At 67.5% G+C, this 18180-nt stretch carries 19 protein-coding genes, 1 tRNA gene and 1 pseudogene; 14 read left to right on the forward strand and 7 right to left on the reverse strand.

The annotated features are described in order from the left end of the window. Together DSP71_RS20715 and pepN are read right to left on the reverse strand one after the other, a co-directional pair. A partial coding sequence (locus DSP71_RS20715) for a mechanosensitive ion channel family protein (RefSeq protein ID WP_113681946.1) occupies window positions 1-903 on the reverse strand: 903 nt, incomplete at its 3' end. Window positions 904-1050: 147 nt separating this feature from the next. Beyond that, window positions 1051-3603, reverse strand: coding sequence for an aminopeptidase N (gene pepN / locus DSP71_RS20720; RefSeq protein ID WP_061016724.1), 2553 nt, complete (start codon window positions 3601-3603; stop codon window positions 1051-1053). Window positions 3604-3782: 179 nt separating this feature from the next. Here pepN and DSP71_RS20725 point away from each other — a divergent pair, with 179 nt between their 5' ends. Genes DSP71_RS20725 through DSP71_RS20745 form a run of 5 tightly spaced genes read left to right on the forward strand, consistent with a single transcriptional unit; the run spans window position 3783 to window position 8670 of the window. After that, window positions 3783-4967, forward strand: a complete 1185-nt coding sequence (locus tag DSP71_RS20725; protein WP_061016723.1) for a ferrochelatase — start codon at window positions 3783-3785, stop codon at window positions 4965-4967. A 38-nt stretch (window positions 4968-5005) separates the two neighbouring features. Continuing rightward, window positions 5006-5491 (forward strand): ribose-5-phosphate isomerase, encoded by a 486-nt coding sequence (locus DSP71_RS20730; protein WP_061016721.1) that lies wholly within the window; start codon window positions 5006-5008, stop codon window positions 5489-5491. Between the two features lies 1 nt (window position 5492). Next, window positions 5493-6491, forward strand: a complete 999-nt coding sequence (locus DSP71_RS20735; protein WP_061016718.1) for an Fpg/Nei family DNA glycosylase — start codon at window positions 5493-5495, stop codon at window positions 6489-6491. A 38-nt stretch (window positions 6492-6529) separates the two neighbouring features. Next, the gene (locus DSP71_RS20740) at window positions 6530-7177 is read left to right on the forward strand and encodes an FMN-binding negative transcriptional regulator (RefSeq protein ID WP_046747028.1); all 648 of its coding nucleotides are present in this window, start codon (window positions 6530-6532) and stop codon (window positions 7175-7177) included. Beyond that, window positions 7174-8670, forward strand: a complete 1497-nt coding sequence (locus DSP71_RS20745; protein ID WP_179516022.1) for an amidohydrolase — start codon at window positions 7174-7176, stop codon at window positions 8668-8670. Before DSP71_RS20740 ends, DSP71_RS20745 begins: the two co-directional genes overlap by 4 nt. A gap of 75 nt (window positions 8671-8745) precedes the next feature. On the opposite strand, the gene DSP71_RS20750 is transcribed toward DSP71_RS20745, so the two are convergent. Beyond that, window positions 8746-9231, reverse strand: coding sequence for a Dps family protein (locus DSP71_RS20750; RefSeq protein WP_046747026.1), 486 nt, complete (start codon window positions 9229-9231; stop codon window positions 8746-8748). 130 nt (window positions 9232-9361) lie between these two features. Here DSP71_RS20750 and DSP71_RS20755 point away from each other — a divergent pair, with 130 nt between their 5' ends. The 3 genes from DSP71_RS20755 to DSP71_RS24460 all read left to right on the forward strand — a co-directional run bounded on the left by DSP71_RS20755 (window position 9362) and on the right by DSP71_RS24460 (window position 10365). Further along, on the forward strand, window positions 9362-9898 hold the full coding sequence (locus tag DSP71_RS20755) for a gamma carbonic anhydrase family protein (RefSeq protein ID WP_061016715.1): 537 nt from the start codon (window positions 9362-9364) through the stop codon (window positions 9896-9898). Between the two features lie 30 nt (window positions 9899-9928). After that, a tRNA-Ile gene (locus tag DSP71_RS20760) sits at window positions 9929-10002 on the forward strand. Window positions 10003-10056: 54 nt separating this feature from the next. Next, on the forward strand, window positions 10057-10365 hold the full coding sequence (locus DSP71_RS24460) for a hypothetical protein (protein ID WP_227751213.1): 309 nt from the start codon (window positions 10057-10059) through the stop codon (window positions 10363-10365). A gap of 90 nt (window positions 10366-10455) precedes the next feature. On the opposite strand, the pseudogene DSP71_RS24700 reads toward DSP71_RS24460, so the two are convergent. Beyond that, window positions 10456-10761 (reverse strand): annotated as a pseudogene (locus tag DSP71_RS24700) (helix-turn-helix domain-containing protein); the annotation flags it as partial. On the opposite strand from DSP71_RS24700, the gene DSP71_RS20770 reads away from it, so the two are divergent. After that, window positions 10736-11980, forward strand: coding sequence for a globin domain-containing protein (locus DSP71_RS20770; protein WP_257022003.1), 1245 nt, complete (start codon window positions 10736-10738; stop codon window positions 11978-11980). The pseudogene DSP71_RS24700 and the gene DSP71_RS20770 overlap by 26 nt on opposite strands. Window positions 11981-12096: 116 nt before the next feature. Continuing rightward, complete coding sequence (locus DSP71_RS20775; protein WP_046747022.1) at window positions 12097-12357, forward strand: DUF6458 family protein; 261 nt, start codon at window positions 12097-12099, stop codon at window positions 12355-12357. Window positions 12358-12468: 111 nt separating this feature from the next. Here the strand turns inward: DSP71_RS20775 and DSP71_RS20780 are convergent, their stop codons facing one another. Next, window positions 12469-12786, reverse strand: coding sequence for a hypothetical protein (locus tag DSP71_RS20780; RefSeq protein ID WP_046747021.1), 318 nt, complete (start codon window positions 12784-12786; stop codon window positions 12469-12471). A 237-nt stretch (window positions 12787-13023) separates the two neighbouring features. Then, window positions 13024-13935, reverse strand: a complete 912-nt coding sequence (locus tag DSP71_RS20785) for a helix-turn-helix transcriptional regulator (RefSeq protein WP_113681948.1) — start codon at window positions 13933-13935, stop codon at window positions 13024-13026. Between the two features lie 138 nt (window positions 13936-14073). Here DSP71_RS20785 and DSP71_RS20790 point away from each other — a divergent pair, with 138 nt between their 5' ends. Beyond that, complete coding sequence (locus DSP71_RS20790) at window positions 14074-14973, forward strand: alpha/beta fold hydrolase (protein ID WP_058631156.1); 900 nt, start codon at window positions 14074-14076, stop codon at window positions 14971-14973. Here the strand turns inward: DSP71_RS20790 and DSP71_RS20795 are convergent. After that, window positions 14945-15418: an Lrp/AsnC family transcriptional regulator gene (locus tag DSP71_RS20795; protein WP_045265266.1), complete on the reverse strand. Its 474-nt coding sequence runs from the start codon at window positions 15416-15418 to the stop codon at window positions 14945-14947. The genes DSP71_RS20790 and DSP71_RS20795 overlap by 29 nt on opposite strands. Before the next feature lie 171 nt (window positions 15419-15589). Here DSP71_RS20795 and pdhA point away from each other — a divergent pair, with 171 nt between their 5' ends. From pdhA to DSP71_RS24465, 3 genes are all read left to right on the forward strand, one after another. Next, window positions 15590-16705 (forward strand): pyruvate dehydrogenase (acetyl-transferring) E1 component subunit alpha, encoded by a 1116-nt coding sequence (gene pdhA, locus DSP71_RS20800; RefSeq protein WP_061016706.1) that lies wholly within the window; start codon window positions 15590-15592, stop codon window positions 16703-16705. A 2-nt stretch (window positions 16706-16707) separates the two neighbouring features. Then, window positions 16708-17718: an alpha-ketoacid dehydrogenase subunit beta gene (locus tag DSP71_RS20805; protein ID WP_045265268.1), complete on the forward strand. Its 1011-nt coding sequence runs from the start codon at window positions 16708-16710 to the stop codon at window positions 17716-17718. Continuing rightward, window positions 17715-18180 (forward strand): biotin/lipoyl-containing protein (locus tag DSP71_RS24465; RefSeq protein ID WP_309472639.1); only part of this gene is annotated, 466 nt, incomplete at its 3' end. The genes DSP71_RS20805 and DSP71_RS24465, both read left to right, overlap by 4 nt.

Consider the following 18180-nt stretch of genomic DNA (forward strand, 5'->3'; position numbering starts at 1 on the left):
GCCGATCTCCTTCTCGAGGAGGGCAGCGCGCAGGCGGCGACGCAGCTCCTGGGCCACGTCGTCCTTGGCATTGGCCCTGGCCTTGATGACGATACGCACCACGAGCGCGTCTCCGTCGATGGACTCCAAGCCCCACAGCTCGGGCTTCTCGATGATGCGCGTACGCCACTTCGGGTCCTTCGACAGTCCCTGCGCGGTCTCGAGCATGATGTGCTCGACCTGTTCGAGGTCGGAGTCGGCCGGCACGCCGATGTCGATGATGGAGCGCGCCCACCCCTGCGACATGTTGCCGATCCGGGTCACCTCACCGTTGCGCACGTACCACAGCGTGCCGTTGACGTCGCGCACCTGGGTGATGCGCACACTCACGTATTCGACCACACCGCTCGCGAGACCGAGATCCACCACATCGCCGATGCCGATCTGGTCCTCGGCCACGAGGAACATGCCGTTGAGCACGTCCTTGACGATGTTCTGGGCGCCGAAACCGAGACCAGCGCCGACCGCAGCGGTCAGGAGGGTCAGCGAGCCGAGCAGACTCGAATCGAGCGCGTTCACGATCAGCACGATCGCGATCACGACCAGCATCACGTTCACGATGTTCTGCAGGATGGTGCCGAGCGTGCGTGTGCGCTGCACCAGGCGCATATCCGCGAGCGGAGAGCGCTCGAGTGCCTGAGTGTCGTCGACCGACGCCTTGTTCTTCGCGCTGTCGACGATGCGGTGCACCACACGTCGGATGACGAGCCGCAGGACGAGCCCGATCACGATGCAGCTGACGATGATGATGGTGACCGTCAGGGCATTCATGCCGACCTGGCCGAGCCAGGCGAGCAGCGCCTTCACCCAGTCGGGGAGGGGGATCTCCGCAGGTGGTTCGGTGACAGTGGAGGGAAGAATCATCACCTCCGATCCTAGCGAGCGGGCCTCTGCGCGGGCTGGGTGGAACCCCGCGTCAAAACGGAGACCATCCGGCCCGACCGCAGCGTGTCATTGGTGGACACACGGGGATCAGAGCGGATGGTCTCCGTTTTCGCTGGTGTTCGGGTATCAGTCCTCGGCGTCGCGGGCCTGCGCGGCCAGGGCGCGCTCGACATCGGCGAGGTTCTCGAGCACGAGGCGTCGCAGAGCAGGGGCGACATCCTGGTGCTCCGAGAGCCAGCCGCGGGTCGCGTCGCGCAGGGCGATGTCCGCCAGTGCGGTCGGGAACAGCCCCACGATCAGGTACTGCGCGATCTGGTAGGTCCGCGACTCCCAGATCGGCAGCAGCATGTCGAAGTACGCCGGGACGAACTCCTCGAGCACCGCAGCTCCCGCCGGGTGGGTGAACCCGAGTGCTGCGGAGCGCACGATCGTGTTCGGAGCATCATCGCGCTCGATCAACGACGCCCACGCGGCCTTCTTGGAGGCGGAGTCCGGCAGGGACGCGCGTGCCTGAGCCGCGAACTCCCCGCCCTTCGCGGTGTTGTCCGCGGCGAGAGCGGCATCGATCGTGGCGGCGTCCGTCGCGCCGATCGTGGCGAGCCCGGCGAGCAGCTGCCAGTTCAGGTCAGCGTCGATCTCCAGCCCGGGGAGCGTGTCCTCACCGGAGCGCAGACGTCCGACGATGCCCGCGTGCTCAGGAGTGACCAGAGCGTTGGCGAAGGCCGTGACGAACTGCAGCTGGCTGTCGCTGCCGGGGTCGGCCGACTCTGCCAGGCTCCACAGACCATCCGCCACCTTGAGGCGCGCGGCCTCGCGGTCGGCCGGTGCGACGTAGAGGTTCGCCGCGGTGCGCAGTTGCGCGAGCGTGGTGCGCACCGTCGTCGACTCGGTCTCACGCCCGATGTTGCCGAGCACGAGGTCGATGTACTCGGAAGCGCCGGTCTCGGCGTCGCGGGTCTGATCCCATGCCGCGCCCCAGACGAGCGAACGGGCGAGCGGGTCGTGGATGTCGGCGAGGTGTGCGATCGCGGTGGCCAGAGACTTCTCGTCGAGGCGGATCTTCGCGTAGGCGAGGTCGTTGTCGTTGAGGAGCACGAGGTCGGGGCGGGTGAGACCCTGCAGCTCGGGGATCTCGGTGCGGTCGCCGTCGACGTCCACTTCGAGGTAGTGCGTGCGGGTGAGCGAGCCGTCCGTGAGGGTGTAGAAGCCGATGCCGAGACGGTGCGGACGGATGGTCGGGTAGTCGGCCGGAGCGGTCTGCGTGATCGCGAAGCGCGAGATCGTGCCGTCGTGGCCCTCGGCGATGACCGGCTCCAGCGTGTTCACGCCGGCGGTCTCCAGCCACTTCTTGGACCACGTGCCGAGGTCGCGGCCGCTGGTGGCTTCGAGCTCGGTGAGCAGGTCGCTGAGCTCCGTGTTGCCCCAGGAGTGCTTCTGGAAGTACTGCGAGACGCCCGAGAAGAACGCCTCGATACCGACCCAGGCGGCCAGCTGCTTCAGGACGGAGCCGCCCTTGGCGTAGGTGATCCCATCGAAGTTCACCTGCACGTCTTCGAGGTCGTTGATCTCGGCGACGATCGGGTGGGTCGAGGGGAGCTGGTCCTGGCGGTAGGCCCAGGTCTTCTCCATGGCGTTGAACGTGGTCCATGCCTCGGTCCACTCCGTGGCCTCCGCCGTGGCGATGGTCGAGGCCCACTCGGCGAACGACTCGTTCAGCCAGAGGTCGTTCCACCACTTCATGGTGACGAGGTCGCCGAACCACATGTGAGCGAGCTCGTGCAGGATCGTGACGACGCGACGTTCCTTGACGGCGTCCGTCACCTTGCTGCGGAAGACGTAGGTCTCGGTGAAGGTGACGGCTCCCGCGTTCTCCATGGCGCCGGCGTTGAACTCCGGCACGAAGAGCTGGTCGTACTTGGCGAACGGGTACGGCACGCCGAACTTCGACTCGAAGTAGGCGAAGCCCTCGCGGGTCTTGTCGAAGATGTAGTCGGCGTCGAGGTGCTGCCACAGGCTCTTGCGGCCGTACACGCCGAGGGGGATGACGCGGCCGGAGGCGCTCGTCAGCTCCGAGAAGGTCGACTCGTAGGGACCGGCGACCAACGCCGTGATGTACGAGGAGATGCGCGGCGTCGGCTCGAAGCCCCACGTGGCGGTGACGTCATCGTCGTGCACGATGGGCTCGGGGGTGGGCGAGTTGGAGACGACCTTCCATGCGGCCGGTGCGGTCACGGTGAACTGGAACGTCGCTTTGAGGTCGGGCTGCTCGAAGACCGCGAACACCCGACGCGAGTCGGGCACCTCGAACTGCGAGTAGAGGTAGACCTCGCCATCGACGGGATCGACGAAACGGTGCAGGCCCTCGCCGGTGTTCGTGTACTCGCAGTCGGCGTCCACGACGAGGACGTTCTCCGCCTGCAGTCCCTCGAGCGTGATGCGCGAGTCGGCGAAGACCTCGTTGGGGTCGAGCTGCTCCCCGTTGAGGGAGATCTCACGGACCTCCCGCGCGATCAGATCGATGAAGGTGAAGCTCTCGGGCGTGGCGGTGAAGCGGACGACGCTCCGAGAGCCGAAGACCTCGGCGCCCTTGGTCAGATCGAGGGCGACTTCGTAGGACTGCGTGTCGACGACGTCGCGGCGCTCCTGCGCTTCGATACGGGTGAGGTTCTCTCCAGGCACAGCTGTACTCCCAGGGGTGAGGGGATGTCACCGGGGCTGGGCGCAGTTGGCGCCGACGGCAACCCTGACAGCCTACGCCAGTGCGGGGAATGCCCGATCTCCATCGCGGTGCAGGGGAATCGGATAGAAACGGTGCTCGCGCGCACTCCGGCACTCCGTAGAAGTGGGAGGATGGACGGGTGACTGCGATCGAGCCGAATGTCGTCCCCTTTGCCTCGCCTGCTGCCTCCGGTGGTGCACCTTTCGTGACCGCACCGGTCGCCTATGACGCGATCCTGCTCGCCGGATTCGGCGGGCCCGAGGGCCAGGAGGATGTGATCCCGTTCCTCAGGAACGTGACGCGCGGCCGCGGCATCCCCGACGAGCGGCTCGAGGAAGTCGCGCACCACTACCGCCACTTCGGCGGGGTGAGTCCGATCAACGGTCAGAACCGCGTGCTCAAGGAGGCGCTGCAGAACGCTCTCGCCGAGCGGGGCATCACGCTCCCGGTCTACTGGGGCAACCGCAACTGGGCGCCGTACCTGGAAGAGGTCGTGACCGAGGCATCGGGCAACGGGCACAACACCCTGCTCGCCTTCGCCACGAGTGCGTACAGCTCGTTCTCCAGCTGCCGCCAGTACCGGGAGGACTTCGCCCGCATCCTGGAGGAGACCGGCCTGGGCGAGACCGTCACGATCGACAAGATCCGCCCGTTCTACGATCACCCCGGCTTCGTCGAGGCGTTCGAGACCGGTGTCCGTGAGGCCATCGAGAACTTCCTCGCCGAAGGCATCGCAGCCGCGGACATCCAGATCCTCTTCTCGACGCACAGCATCCCCACCGCCGACGCCGAGCGCTCGGGTGCCCGCGACATCGAGTGGGGTGAGGGCGGCGCCTATGCCGCGCAGCACCTCGCCGTCGCCGCGTGGGTCATGGATCGCGTCCGCCAGACCGTCCCGGCGGCCGCCGATGTGTCGTGGGAGCTCGTCTACCAGTCCCGCTCCGGTCCCGCCTCGCAGCCGTGGCTCGAGCCCGATGTCTGCGACGTGATCGGCGAGCTGCCCGAGCGCGGACGCAAGGCCGTCGCCGTCGTGCCGGTGGGATTCATGAGCGACCACATGGAGGTCCTGTGGGACCTCGACACCGAGGCGGCGGAGGCCGCGGAGGAAGCGGGACTCTCCTTCACCCGTACTCCGACCCCCGGCGTATCGCCGGCATTCGTCGCGGGCATCGTCGATCTGATCGAGGAGCGCCTCCAGGGGCGTCCCAACGAGGAACGCGCTCACGTCACTTCCCTTCCCGGCGGGTTCGACGTCTGCCGCCCCGGTTGTTGCGAGAACATCCGGGCGGGCTTCAAGCCGGCTGCCGCAGGCGTCGCTCCGTGACCTCTCGGTGACCGGCGCGCGCTTCTAGGATGGGACACATGCGCATCCATATCGCCACCGACCACGCGGGCCTCGACTTCTCCACGCAGCTGCAGGACCATCTGCGCGCCGCCGGGCACGAGGTCGTCGATCACGGCCCCGTCGAGTACGACGCGGTCGACGACTACCCGGCGTTCTGCATCCGCGCGGCGCAGGCCGTCATCGCCGATCGGCGTGCGGGCGTCGAGGCGCTCGGCGTCGTCTTCGGCGGCTCCGGAAACGGCGAGCAGATCGCCGCGAACAAGGTCGAGGGCGTACGTGCGGCGCTCGTCTGGAACCTCTCGACCGCGGAGCTGGCCCGCGAGCACAACGATGCGAACGTGATCTCCATCGGCGCGCGTCAGCACACGTACGACGAGGTCACCTCGTTCATCGACCGCTTCATCACGACCCCGTTCTCGGGCGACGAGCGCCACGTGCGGCGCATCGGACAGATCGCCGACTTCGAACGCGACGGCTCACTGCTCCCGGACCCGCGGGCCTGACATGCCCGAGGGTCATTCCGTCCACCGGATCGCTCGGCAGTTCGACCGCAACTTCGTCGGCAAGACGCTGAGCGCTTCCAGCCCGCAGGGTCGGTTCGCCGAAGGAGCATCCCTGCTCGACGGCCGTGCCGCGGTGAGCGTGCAGGCGGTCGGCAAGCAGATGTTCCTGGAGACGGAAGGCGACCTGTGGCTCCGGGTGCATCTCGGCCTGTATGGAGCGTGGGACTTCGCCGGTGAGATCGTCGTCGACCCGACCATCGCCTCCGCCAACGGCCGCATGGGCCAGACCAATCAGCGGGGCACGATCCTCGAGGACCCGATCCTCGATGATGCGGGGGAGAACTCGCTGTCCTCGATCGGTGCGCCCCGACGCACGCGGGTGCACGTGCGCATGTCCGAGCAGACGAAGGGGCTCGCTGATGAGGGCATGGAGTGGCCGCCGCCCGTGGTCGGTCAGGTTCGACTGCGTCTGATGACCGACATCACTGCGGCCGACCTCCGAGGGCCGACCGCGTGCGTCCTGCAGACACCTGAGGAGATGTTCGCGACCGTCGCAAAACTGGGCCCTGACCCCCTGGTCGGCGATCCGGTCGAGAACGAGGAGCGTTTCGTCCGCGCTGTCAGGAAGAAGCCGACGGTGATCGCACTCCTGCTCATGGACCAGTCGGTCGTGAGCGGCATCGGGAACGTCTACCGCGCCGAGATGCTGTTCCGGCAGAGGCTGAACCCGCACACGCCGGGTCGCGACGTTCCCGAAGACGTCGTGCGCGCGCTCTGGCACGACTGGGTGCGTCTGCTCGCCATCGGTGTGGAGACGGGGCAGATGATGACGATGGACGGTCTGACCGGCGCGGACTACCGCGCCGCCATGGCCAACCGGGACGATCGTCACTGGGTCTATCACCGCGCTGGTCTGCCCTGCCGTATCTGCGGGACCGAGATCGCGCTGGAGGAGATCGGCGCTCGGAAGCTCTACTGGTGCCCGCGTTGCCAAGCGTGATCCGCCCGCGCCGCCACCACCGGATCTAGGCTGATCGAATGCGACAGAATCCCAGCTTCACGCTGGCCGATGTGCCCGAGATCCGCCGCGTGATCGAGGCGAACCCCTGGGCGACGATCATGAGCTCTGGCGGAGAGGGGCTCGTGGCCTCGCACTACGCCGTCCTGCTCGATGACGCCCACGACGACCTCACCGTCGTGGGTCACGTGGGTCGTCCTGACGACCTCATCCACGGGCTGGGGGAGGACCGAGAGATGCTGGTGGCCTTCCAGGGCCCGCACGGCTACATCTCGCCCGGATGGTACGGCGATGTGCCCGCGGTGCCGACCTGGAACTACACCGCTGTCCATCTGTCCGGCGTTCCCGAGATCCTGAGCGCCGAGGAGAACCTCGTCGTGCTCGACCGCCTCGTCGCGCACTTCGAATCCCTGATGCCGGAACCGCGACGCATGTGGGAGCGCCCCAACGACGCGGCCTACGTGGAGCGGCTGGCCGCGGGAACGGTGGGTTTCCGGTTGACACCGACACGAGTCGTCGCCAAGAGGAAGCTCAGCCAGAACAAGGCGCCGGAGACGATCGAGACGGTGATCGAGGAGCTCTCCGGCGACGGGCCCTATGCGAACCCGGCCCTCGCCGCGGAGATGCGGCGCGCGCAGGACGCACGCCGAGGAGGGGTACAGCAGTGACCGAACGCGGCGCCGCCATCGACACCATCACAGCCGTGCGGATCGCCGGACCAGGACGCGAGTTCCTGATGGACGACGAACCGGTCGACATCTTCATCGCCGATGGACGCATAGTCGACATCGCCCCGACCGGTGCTCTGTCCGCCCGTGGCCGCGTCCTCGCCGCCGACGGCGCCTGGGCGGTTCCCGGTCTCTGGGACAACCACGTCCACACCGTCCAATGGGCGCTGACATCGGAGCGCGCGCCGCTCGGACACGCGGAATCCGCAGCGGCCGCCGCGGGTGCGATGAGTGGTGTTCCCCCGCTGGCGGACGGTCGACGCGTCGGGACCGGTTTCCGAGATGCGCTGTGGCCGGATCGTCCGTCACTCGAACTCCTGGACACGGCCACCGGCGGCGTTCCCACCTACCTCATCAACGCCGACGTCCACAGCGTCTGGTTGAACAGCGCTGCACTCGCTCGTGAGGGCTTCCGCAGCGAGGACGGCGTGCTGCGCGAGACCGATGCTTTCGAGATCTCGCGGCGCCTCAATGCCGTCGACGCCGCTCATGGTGACCGTGCGATGGTGCGGGCAGGGGAGCAGGCCGCGGCACGAGGTGTCACCGGCCTCGTCGACTTCGACATGGCGTGGAGTGCGGAAGCGTGGCCGCGACGGGTGCAGGCGGGCTTCGCCTCCCATCGCGTTGAGTTCGCGGTGTACCCGTTCGACCTCGAACGCGCCATCGACGCCGGGCTCCGCACGGGTGAACTCCATGAACTGACCGAGACTCCGGCCCGCGGGGCGGGGCTCGTGCGCGTCGGGCCGCTGAAGATCATCACAGACGGTTCCCTGGGCACTCGGACAGCCGCGTGCTCGCACGCCTACCCGGGAGATCCCGGCAACTTCGGCATGCTCACGGTGCCCTCCGACGAGTTGGTCGACCTCCTCACCCGCGCGACCGGCGCAGGACTGGGGGTGGCGGTGCACGCGATCGGCGACAGGGCCATCACCTCGGCGCTGGATGCCTTCACCACCACGGGCGCAGCCGGATCGATAGAGCATGTCCAGCTCGTGCGACACACCGACCTCGCGCGGTTCGCTCGCCTCGGTGTGATCGCCAGCGTTCAGCCGCAGCACGCCGTCGATGATCGCGATCTGGTGGACCGGCACTGGTCGGAGCAGACCTCGATCGGCTATCCCCTCGCATCACTGCGCGCATCAGGGGCACAGTTGCGCTTCGGTTCCGACGCCCCGGTGGCCCCGCTTGATCCGTGGCAGGCCATCTCCGCAGCGGTGTCCCGGACGGCCGACGCGCGAGCAGCATGGCATCCGGAAGAGCGGATCACGGTCGCCCAGGCACTGGAAGCGAGCGTGCGTACTTCGCTGCGGCCGGGTGAGCCCGCCGACATCGTCCTGTGTGCGGCGGACCCGCTGACGTCGACGGGGCCGGCTCTGCGCTCGATGAGCGTGCTCTCCACCGTCTTGCGGGGATACGTCACACACGCGCACTGATGGGTTACTCGTGCAGCAAGGGCGGCCCTCGGAGAACCGAGGACCGCCCTTGCCACGTTCAGACGATGTCTGCGATCAGGCCGCGATGTGCGAGACGAGGAACCAACGGTCCTTCTCGAGGCCGCGCTGGATCTCGATCGCGACGTCCTGGCTGGTGAGGTCGACCTCGTCGAGGCCTTCCACAGCGGCCTTGACGTCGACGAGGATGGCGTCGATGTCGGAGATCACCGCGCGGATCAGCTCGTCGGACTGTGCGAAGCCGGCCGCGACCGACGTCGAGCCCGCCTTCTCCGCGACGGCGCTCACGCGTGCATCGATCGGCAGACCGAGAGCGACGATACGCTCAGCGGCGGTGTCGGCGAAGTCGCCGGCGTGGGCGACGATCGTGTCGAGCAGCTCGTGCACGCCGACGAAGTTCGCGCCGCGGACATGCCAGTGGGCCTGCTTGCCGTTGATGGTCAGTGCCTGGAGACCGAGGACGACAGGGGAGAGGAACTGGGCCGCCCCTGCAGCCACGGTCGGGTCGATGGCGGTGGTGGAAACGGTCTGTGCCTTGCTCATCTTGTGCTCCTCCGGAACGGTTTCTCGTATCTGATGAAGACAACGCTACTCAGCGTCAGACATTCCGCAAGCAAGCTGAGGCTCGGCTCACTTCCGCGTGATTCCGCGGAAGTGAGGGTAGTCTCGCCTCATGAGCATCGCGTCCGGAGCCTCCATCCTCGCCCTGCCGAACAGTACGCCGTCGATCGACGCGACGGCATTCGTCGCCGACGGCGCTCGCATCGTCGGCGACGTCAGCCTCGCGGCGGGCTCCAGCGTCTGGTACAACGCCGTCCTTCGCGGGGATTCGGCGCAGATCGTCATCGGCCCCGGCTCCAATCTCCAGGACAACGTTTCCGTCCACGTCGATGCAGCGCATCCTGTGGTGATCGGCTCCAAGGTCTCGGTCGGACACAACGCGGTCGTGCACGGCTGCACGATCGGCGACGGAAGCCTGGTGGGAATGGGGGCGGTGATACTCAGCGGTGCCGTCATCGGCGAAGGATGTCTCATCGCCGGAGGAGCGGTCGTCCTCGGCGGGACGGAGATCCCCGCAGGCTCTCTCGTCGCCGGCGTGCCGGCGAAGGTGCGTCGAGCGCTCAGCGAAGAGGAGCGAGCGGAACTCCTGGCCAACGCCGACATCTATCTCGGACACTCGCAGACGCACTCGGCGGCGACGCGGGTGTGAGCGCCCCGGCCGCTAGGCTGGGACCCGTACGGGGCGGTGGCCAAGCTGGTTAAGGCAGTGGGCTCATAACCCAACGATCGTCGGTTCAAGTCCGACCCGCCCTACTCGCGATCCTCAGCGGATCCCTGGTCGCTCGATGACAGCAGCAGCGTGCAGCGATGCGGCGTCACGAACGGATCGAGTCGCCGCATCTCCAGAGGACCATCGCCCAGTCGGAGCACATCGCGCACGAGTTGCGCATGCACGGCGCATACGAGCGCCTGATCCTCGGCGAGCAGGCCGCGGTACCGGCAGGGAGCAAGATCGAATCGGAGCGTTTCCTCGTCGACGACGGGGTTCAGACCGGCATCGTCGAGGTGCTCGTACAGGACGTCAACCTGCCGGAGGGCCTGCTCGCCGAGGCGCGGACTCTCCGACGTCACGGCGCGGAGCATGCGGCCCCTCACATCGGCGCCTTCGACCCGTGACCGTGCTCTCTGGCTCGACGATGTCTCACGCACAGGGTGGAAGACGAGGGGTGGACGACCGCGATGGCCGGTGTTGACGGGCTCACTGCGAATCAGGCCTTCGTCTTCGAGCACCCGCAGGTGGTCACGTGCGGTGTTCAACGGGATCCCGCTCTCCTCGGCGAGCGCGCCGGCGTCCCGGCCGGGCCTCTCCTGGATGGAGCGGAGCAGGCGCAGGCGCCGCGGTTGGGTCAGACCTCGGAAGTCATGGGCTCGACGGGGCATGGGGCGAGGATAAGCACGCCGGCAGAGAGGAGGGCGCGTTTCGGCCGGAAATAACCCGGTGAAAGGGCGCGCGCACTCCGTCTGGTCCGGCGATGGTGGAACGACCATGACGCTGAAGAGAAGGGAAGTCATGAAGCTCTCAACGGAGTCCGAGGCGGTCGTACGTGCGACCGCAGGAGTCGTAGCCGCGCACGCGGATGAGATCACCACGCTGTTCTACCGGGAGATGTTCACCGCGCACCCCGAACTGCTGCGGGTGTTCAACCGTGCGAACCAGGCTATCGGCGAGCAGCCGCGAGCTCTGGCCGCGTCGGTCGTCGCCTTCGCCGTGCACCTCATCGACCCGGACGCCCCCGACTTCACGCCGATCATGAGTCGGATCGCCCACAAACACGTCTCGCTGGGTGTCCAGGCACGCCAGTACACGATCGTCGGCCACTACCTCCTCGATGCGGTGCAGACGGTGCTCGGCGATGCGGTGACCACAGAGGTCAGAGCCGCCTGGGACGAGGTCTACTGGCTCTTCGGGTGCTCCCTCATCGCCGAAGAGGCGAAGCTGTACGCGCAGGGCGGCACCGATCCCGCCCATCCGTGGCGCAAACATCGGGTGGTGGAGCGCGTCGTCGAGTCGGACGACGTCATCTCGCTCCTCCTCGCGCCTGTCGACGGCGTCGTCGCGTCACATCGGACGGGGCAGTACGTCGCCATCGCGGTGGACCTGCCGGACGGGTCCAGACAGCCCCGCCAGTACACGATCTCCTCCGGTCCGCGAGGCGATGCGCTGCGCGTGACCGTCAAGCGCGTCCGCGGCAGTGCAGGCGTCCCCGACGGTCAGGTCTCGACCTGGCTCCACGAGCACGCCCACCCCGGCACCGTGCTCGATGTGTCCCAACCAGCAGGTGACGTCGTGCTCGATGACACCGGGCATCCCCTCGTCCTCGTCTCCGCAGGCATCGGCATCACACCGATCACCGCAATCGTCGAGGATCTGTCCCGTCGCGCCCCGGACCGCACCATCCGACTCTTCCATGCCGACCGGAACCACGACGCCCATGTGCTGCATCCCTCCTTGCGGCGACAGGTGCTCGCGATGAAGGATGCCAAGGCGCAGAACTGGTACGCGGACGGGGCGGACGCGGCCCCGACCCTCCACCCCGCGCTCCCCGGGCGGATGGACCTCTCGAATGTCGAGCTCCCGGACGACGCGGTCGTCTTCATGTGCGGCCCTCTCGAGTTCATGCGCTCTGTCCGGGCGACTCTGATCGGCCGGGGGATACCTGCGGAGCGGATCGCCTACGAGGTCTTCGGCCCCGACCTCTGGCTGCAGCAGCCGACCGTCGACGCCGCCTGACGCGCGGAGCGCCGCGGAGGAGAAGGGTTCGCGCCGATGTCAAGCCCCTCCTCGGCGCCGCGACCCCACGCCATGCTTCCGAAGTGCGGCACCGCGCCGCAGAGACAGGAGGAACAATGAGCATCGGCAGCGGAATCGCGCTCTTCGTGATCGGGGCGATCCTCGTCTTCGCGATCAACGTCGACGTTCCCTGGGTCGACCTCGACATGGTCGGCTACATCCTGATGGGAGCAGGAGTCATCATCTTCCTCATCGGCATCGTGCTGCTCGCGCGTCGCCGGCGAACGGAGACGGTCTCACGCACATACGTCGACCCCGCCACGGGGGAGCCGACCACTCGTCGCTCCGTGAGCTCCAGCGGCGACGAGGCCCTGTGAGTTGCGCCGCCCTGTGAGTTGCGCCGCCCTGTGAGCGACACCGGCTTCTGAATACACGCAGTGACGGCGTCGGTCACCACGGTGTCCGACGCCGTCAGTGCGAAGCGGTGATCAGTCCGGCGCGATGGTCTCGAGGTGCTCCTCGACCAGGACGATGCCGCCGCTCGAACTCGCCGAGTGCGCGAGCTCCTCGATCCACCTCCGGCTCAGATCGGGAGACTCCGGTTCCTGGAAGACGAACCTCAGAGGAATCGACGGGTGGAGCCAGAGGGTCGATCGCCCAGGGGCCTCACCCTCGGGGTGACGCCAGGAGAGGGTGAAGCTCTCGTTCCGGCGGAGCTTGGTGGCGATGACCACCTTGAGGTGCGCCAAAGCGCGATCCTCGATGTAGATCGGCGTCGATGTGTCGCCGTAGTACAGGCTGCCCATCAGCAGTGGCGGCGGGACACGACGGTCAGGGGGCGGGCCATGGTTCTCCTCGATGGCATGCTCGACGGACCGGGAAGTGGTCCGGGAATTCGAACTCTAGCCAACAAATCGACGCGCACCCTGCGCCTGACGCCCCACATTGCGCTGAGCGAACAATCTGTTCGCTCAGTGTCACGTTCACAAGGCGAGTGTCACGTTCACAAGGCGAGTGTCACGTTCACAAGGCGAGCGTCACGATCACGAGGCGAGGACGGGCGCTGCACCGTAGGCGTCACGATACGCCGCAGTGAAGCGAGACGAGTTGCTGAAGCCCCAGCGGCGCGCGATCTCGGCGACCGATCGGCCCTCGCCGTTGCGGAGATCACGGTGCGCCCCGTCGAGGCGCGCCCGCCGCAGAGCGTCGGCGGGCGTCATGTCCAACGCTCGTCGAAAGGCGTACTGCAGTCCCCGTGTGGAGATGTACGACGCGGCGGCGACGTCATCGATGGTGATCGCCAGGTGCGCATTCGCGTCGATGTAGGCGAGCGCACGACGGACCGAGGCCGGCGCTCCGGCTCGCTGTGCCGGCCGCCTGAGGGAGTCGGTGAATGTGGTCGGGAACGCCGAAAGCGTCATCGTCAGGGCGTGCCGTTCGAGTTCGGCGAGGAGCAGATGATCGGTCGGCCCCGCGTTCACGGACTGATCCACGTACTCGAACATCCGCTCCCAGCGCCGAGCGTCGGCAGGGGAGTGCGGCACGAACCCCGTCGTGCGCAACTCCCGTCGGTCATCACCCGTGATCTGCCTCGCGCGCGCCTGGGCGGCGCGGTGATCGAACACGAACGCCCGTACGCGCGCTGTCCGGTCCCATCGGGCTTCGACCTCGGTGCCGTCGGACATCCAGGCCGAGCCTGCATCCAGGGACTCGCGTCCCGACCAGACACGCGCATCGGGAGCGTCGACCCGACACACCAGCAGCTGCTCCTGAGGTTCTGCCCGAGAGTGCACCTTGGCGGTGAGTCGGTAGTCGATCAGGGACGCGGTGCCGAGTTCCTCGGATCGCCAGTCGAAGCGGAAGCTGCGCGGATCCGCATCCTGCAGCGACGACGACGGAACGTACTGCTGCCATATGGACTCCACCTGGGCCAGATCGGTGGACGTGAACTGCATGGGCTACTCCTCGTGCTACGCGCGTCGATCCCACTCGAAAGCGCACGATCAGGAGCTTATCCCACGATGCCTGAGCCTCCGCCGTGCAGGTCTCCGGGATGCACCAGAACCCGCGAGGCCGCTCGTAGACTCGGGAGTATGAGCGTGCCTTCCCCATATGCGGACCGTCTTCGTCGCCTTCCCGTGCAGCGTCGCGAGGTCGAGGTGCATGGGGGGACCACGGCATACTGGGCGTACGGCCCCGACGACGCAGACACCACGGTCGTCGCGGTGCACGGTTTCCGAGGGGAGCACCACGGCCTCGAACCGGTGCTCGCGTTCCTGCCCGAGGTGCGGGTGATCGCGCCGGATCTTCCCGGTTTCGGCGAGTCTGCCCCTGTGCCACGACGCACGCATGATCTCGACGAGTATGCGGAGTGGCTCACCGACTTCGTCGCCGAAGTCGCCCCAGGTGCCGTGATCCTCGGCCATTCCTTCGGTTCGATCGTGGCCTCAGCCGCCGTGGCACGCGGACTGCAGACCCCGCGCCTGATCCTGCTGAACCCCATCGGTGCGCCGGCGCTCGAGGGGCCGAAGGGACTGATGACACGACTTGCGGTCCTCTACTACGCTCTCGGCGCCAGGCTCCCCGAGAAGGTCGGGACGGCCCTGCTGCGCAACCGGATCATCGTCCGCGTGATGAGCATCACGATGGCCAAGACGAGGGATCCGGAACTCCGCCGGTTCATCCACGACCAGCACGACACCTATTTCTCCCGATTCTCGGATCGGGATGTACTCCGGGACGCCTTCGTCACGAGCGTTTCGCACGACGTACGCGAGTTCGCCCCCGAGATCGACGTTCCGACACTGCTCGTCGCAGCAGAGCGGGACGACATCACACCCATCGAAGCGGAGCGGAGGCTGGCGACGATGTTCCCGGACGCCCGCCTTGTCGAGATCGCGCACGTCGGACACCTGATCCACTACGAGACCCCGGCCGAAGCTGCGGGAGCCGTTCGCCGCTTCCTCAGGATTCCCGTCGCGCGAGGCCGATGAGGCCCGCCACACGGAACGGGATGACCTCACCCATCGCCAACGACGTCTCCGTGCGTTCGACGCCCTCGATGGACAGGATGCGCGCGTCCGTGTCGAAGAGGTGTCGCGCATCGCGGCAGGCCACGCGCGCGAGCAGATCGATCGATCCGCTGAGGCCGTGCGCTTGCACGACCTCAGGGATCCGGGAAAGCTCGTTGATGATGCGGGGCAGTTCCGTCTGACGGACCCCGATGCTCACGAAGGCCTGCAAGGGGAAACCGAGCACATCGGGCGAGAAGGACCGCTCGTAGGACAGGAAGATCCCGCTCTGCTCCAACCGCGCCATCCGCGCCTGGATCGTGTTGCGCGAGAGCCCCAGGTTCTCCGCGAGCGCGACGATCGTCGTGCGCGGGTCGTCGGCGAGCGCGGCGAGAAGCTCGAGATCTATGCGGTCCAGTCCTGGCATAGTGCCAAACCTTAGCAGCACTCTCTCGAGCGAAATTGAGCAACATGCTCAAGCGCTCTTGGAATGCTTGAGCGAGGTGTTGACCAGACGTACTCTCAGACCATGCCGGTGATGACGCTGGCATCAGTGCGCGGAGCCTCACGAGGGCCGCCGAGGACGAGGAGGACGACGATGTCACCGCAGGCCACGCCCATCGCAGACACGGCACAGGATCTGGAGCTCTCGGAGCGCCTCCTGAACCCCGACGGAAGCCGCATCCCGAACCCCCGGCTGGACCCGTTCGTCGCCGACGTCGATGCCGAGCAGCTGCGTTCTCTGCTCCGGGACATGGTCATCCTCCGCCGCATCGATGCCGAGGGTGTCGCGCTTCAGCGCCAGGGACAGCTCGGACTCTGGGCGCCTTGCCAGGGACAGGAAGCGACGCAGATCGGCACGGCCCGTGCCCTCGCTCCCGAGGACTTCGTGTTCCCCAGCTACCGGGAGACCGGAGTCATCTACGCGCGGGGCGCGGAACCCGGAGACTACGTGCGCATGTGGCGCGGTGAGGAAGGTGCGGCTCACGATCCCGCCGACCTCGGTGTCGCTCCCTTGCAGATCATCATCGGAGCGCAGACACTGCACGCGGTCGGCTACGCGCTCGGCATCCAGCACGACGGCGCTGACGAGGTGGCGGTGACCTACTTCGGTGACGGAGCCACCAGCCAGGGTGACGTGAACGAGGCGATGATCTTCGCCGCGTCGTACCAGGCGCCGGTCGTCTTCGTATGTCAGAACAACCACTGGGCGATCTCCGAGCCGGTCGCCGTGCAGTCGCAGTATCCGATCGCGGGAAGGGCGCCAGGATTCGGCATCCCCAGCCTGCGGGTGGACGGCAACGACGTGCTCGCCTGCATGGCGGCCATGCGCTGGGCTCTCGACCACGCGCGGTCCGGCAAGGGCCCCGCCTACATCGAAGCCGTCACTTATCGCATGGGTCCGCACACCACGGCCGACGATCCGACCCGCTACCGCGACCAGGAGGAACTGGATTCCTGGCGCCGTCGCGATCCGATCGCGCGGTTGGAGGCACACCTGCGCGCCAGCGGGGAGCTCGCCGAAGAGCACGCCGCCGAGACCCAGTCCGCAGCCGATCTCGTCGCCAAGGAGATGCGTGCCGCGTGCCTCGGCATGGTCACACGGCCGGCACTCGCCGTGTTCGACGGCGTCTACGCGGAGCCGCACACCGGACTCGAGCGGCAGCGCGATGAGTACGCCTCGTACCTCGCCACCTTCGAGAGCGAGGTGTGACCATGACCGAGCTGACTCTCGGGAAGGCCCTCGGAGCCGGTCTCCGCCAGGCGATGCGCGATGACGACAAGGTCGTGCTGCTCGGGGAGGACATCGGCAAGCTGGGAGGCGTCTTCCGCATCACCGACGGACTGCTCGACGAGTTCGGCGCTGCGCGCGTGATCGACACGCCGCTCGCCGAGTCCGGAATCGTCGGCACGGCGGTGGGCCTCGCATTCCGCGGCTACCGACCCGTCGTCGAGATCCAGTTCGACGGCTTCGTGTATCCCGCCTTCGATCAGATCGTCGCTCAGGTCGCGAAGCTGCACTACCGCACTCAGGGCCGGGTGAAGATGCCCATCACCATCCGGATCCCGTGGGCGGGCGGCATCGGCGCTGCCGAGCATCACTCGGAGTCTCCGGAGGCCTACTTCGTGCACACGGCAGGACTGCGCGTGATCGCGGTCTCGAACCCGGAGGACGCGTATCGAAGCCTGCGACAGGCCATCGCCTCCGACGACCCCGTGATCTTCTTCGAGCCGAAGCGGCTGTACCACCACAAGGGCGAGGTCGACCTCGAAGCCCCGCTGGCCGACGCGCCGCCGATGGGTCTCGCGCGCGTGGTGCGGACCGGGACGGATGCGACCCTCATCACGTACGGCGCCATGGTGTCCACCGCGCTGCAGGCAGCGGACGCCGCGGCGGATGAGGGAACGTCGCTCGAGGTCATCGATCTCCGTTCCCTCTCGCCCGTCGACTATGACTCCGTCGCGGCTTCGGTGCGGAAGACGGGCCGCGTCGTGGTCGCTCACGAGGCGTCGCGGGAAGCGGGAGTGGCCGCGGAAGTGATCGCGAGCATCACGGAGCGCTGTTTCGAGTACCTCGAGTCGGCTCCACTGCGGGTCACCGGCCACGACATCCCCTACCCGCCCGCGAAGCTCGAGAAGTACCACCTCCCGGACCTGGATCGACTGCTCGACGCCGTCGACCGGGTATTGGACCGGCCGAACAGCCTGACGGGAGCAGAGGCATGATCGCGGAGTTCCGCCTTCCCGACCTCGGGGAAGGACTGACAGAAGCCGAGGTCGTGACCTGGCTCGTCGCTCCCGGCGACAGCGTCACTCTCAACCAGACGCTCGCAGAAGTCGAGACCGCGAAAGCGGTCGTCGAGCTGCCCTCGCCCTACGAGGGCATCGTCTCGACGTTGCACGCGGAAGCAGGACAGACCATCGCCGTCGGTGCTCCTCTGATCGCCTTCGATGTCGTGGGGGAGGAGCCGGCGGCCCCGTCGCCCTCCTCGGAGCCTGGGGAGAAGGCCGAGCCGAACCTGGTGGGGTACGGCGCCGCGCCCACGAGCTCAGGGCGACCAGCGCGGCGGGCACGGAGGATCGGCGCGTCCGCTCCGGCCACCATCGACACGGCCGTTCTCGAGGCGGCACCGCACGACGCTGCTCCGTCAGCCGTCGACGCCGTGATCGAGCGCCCACGCTCGACGC

The sequence above is a fragment of the Microbacterium sp. H6 genome (genome assembly GCF_003314775.1).
Lineage (GTDB): Bacteria > Actinomycetota > Actinomycetes > Actinomycetales > Microbacteriaceae > Microbacterium > Microbacterium oxydans.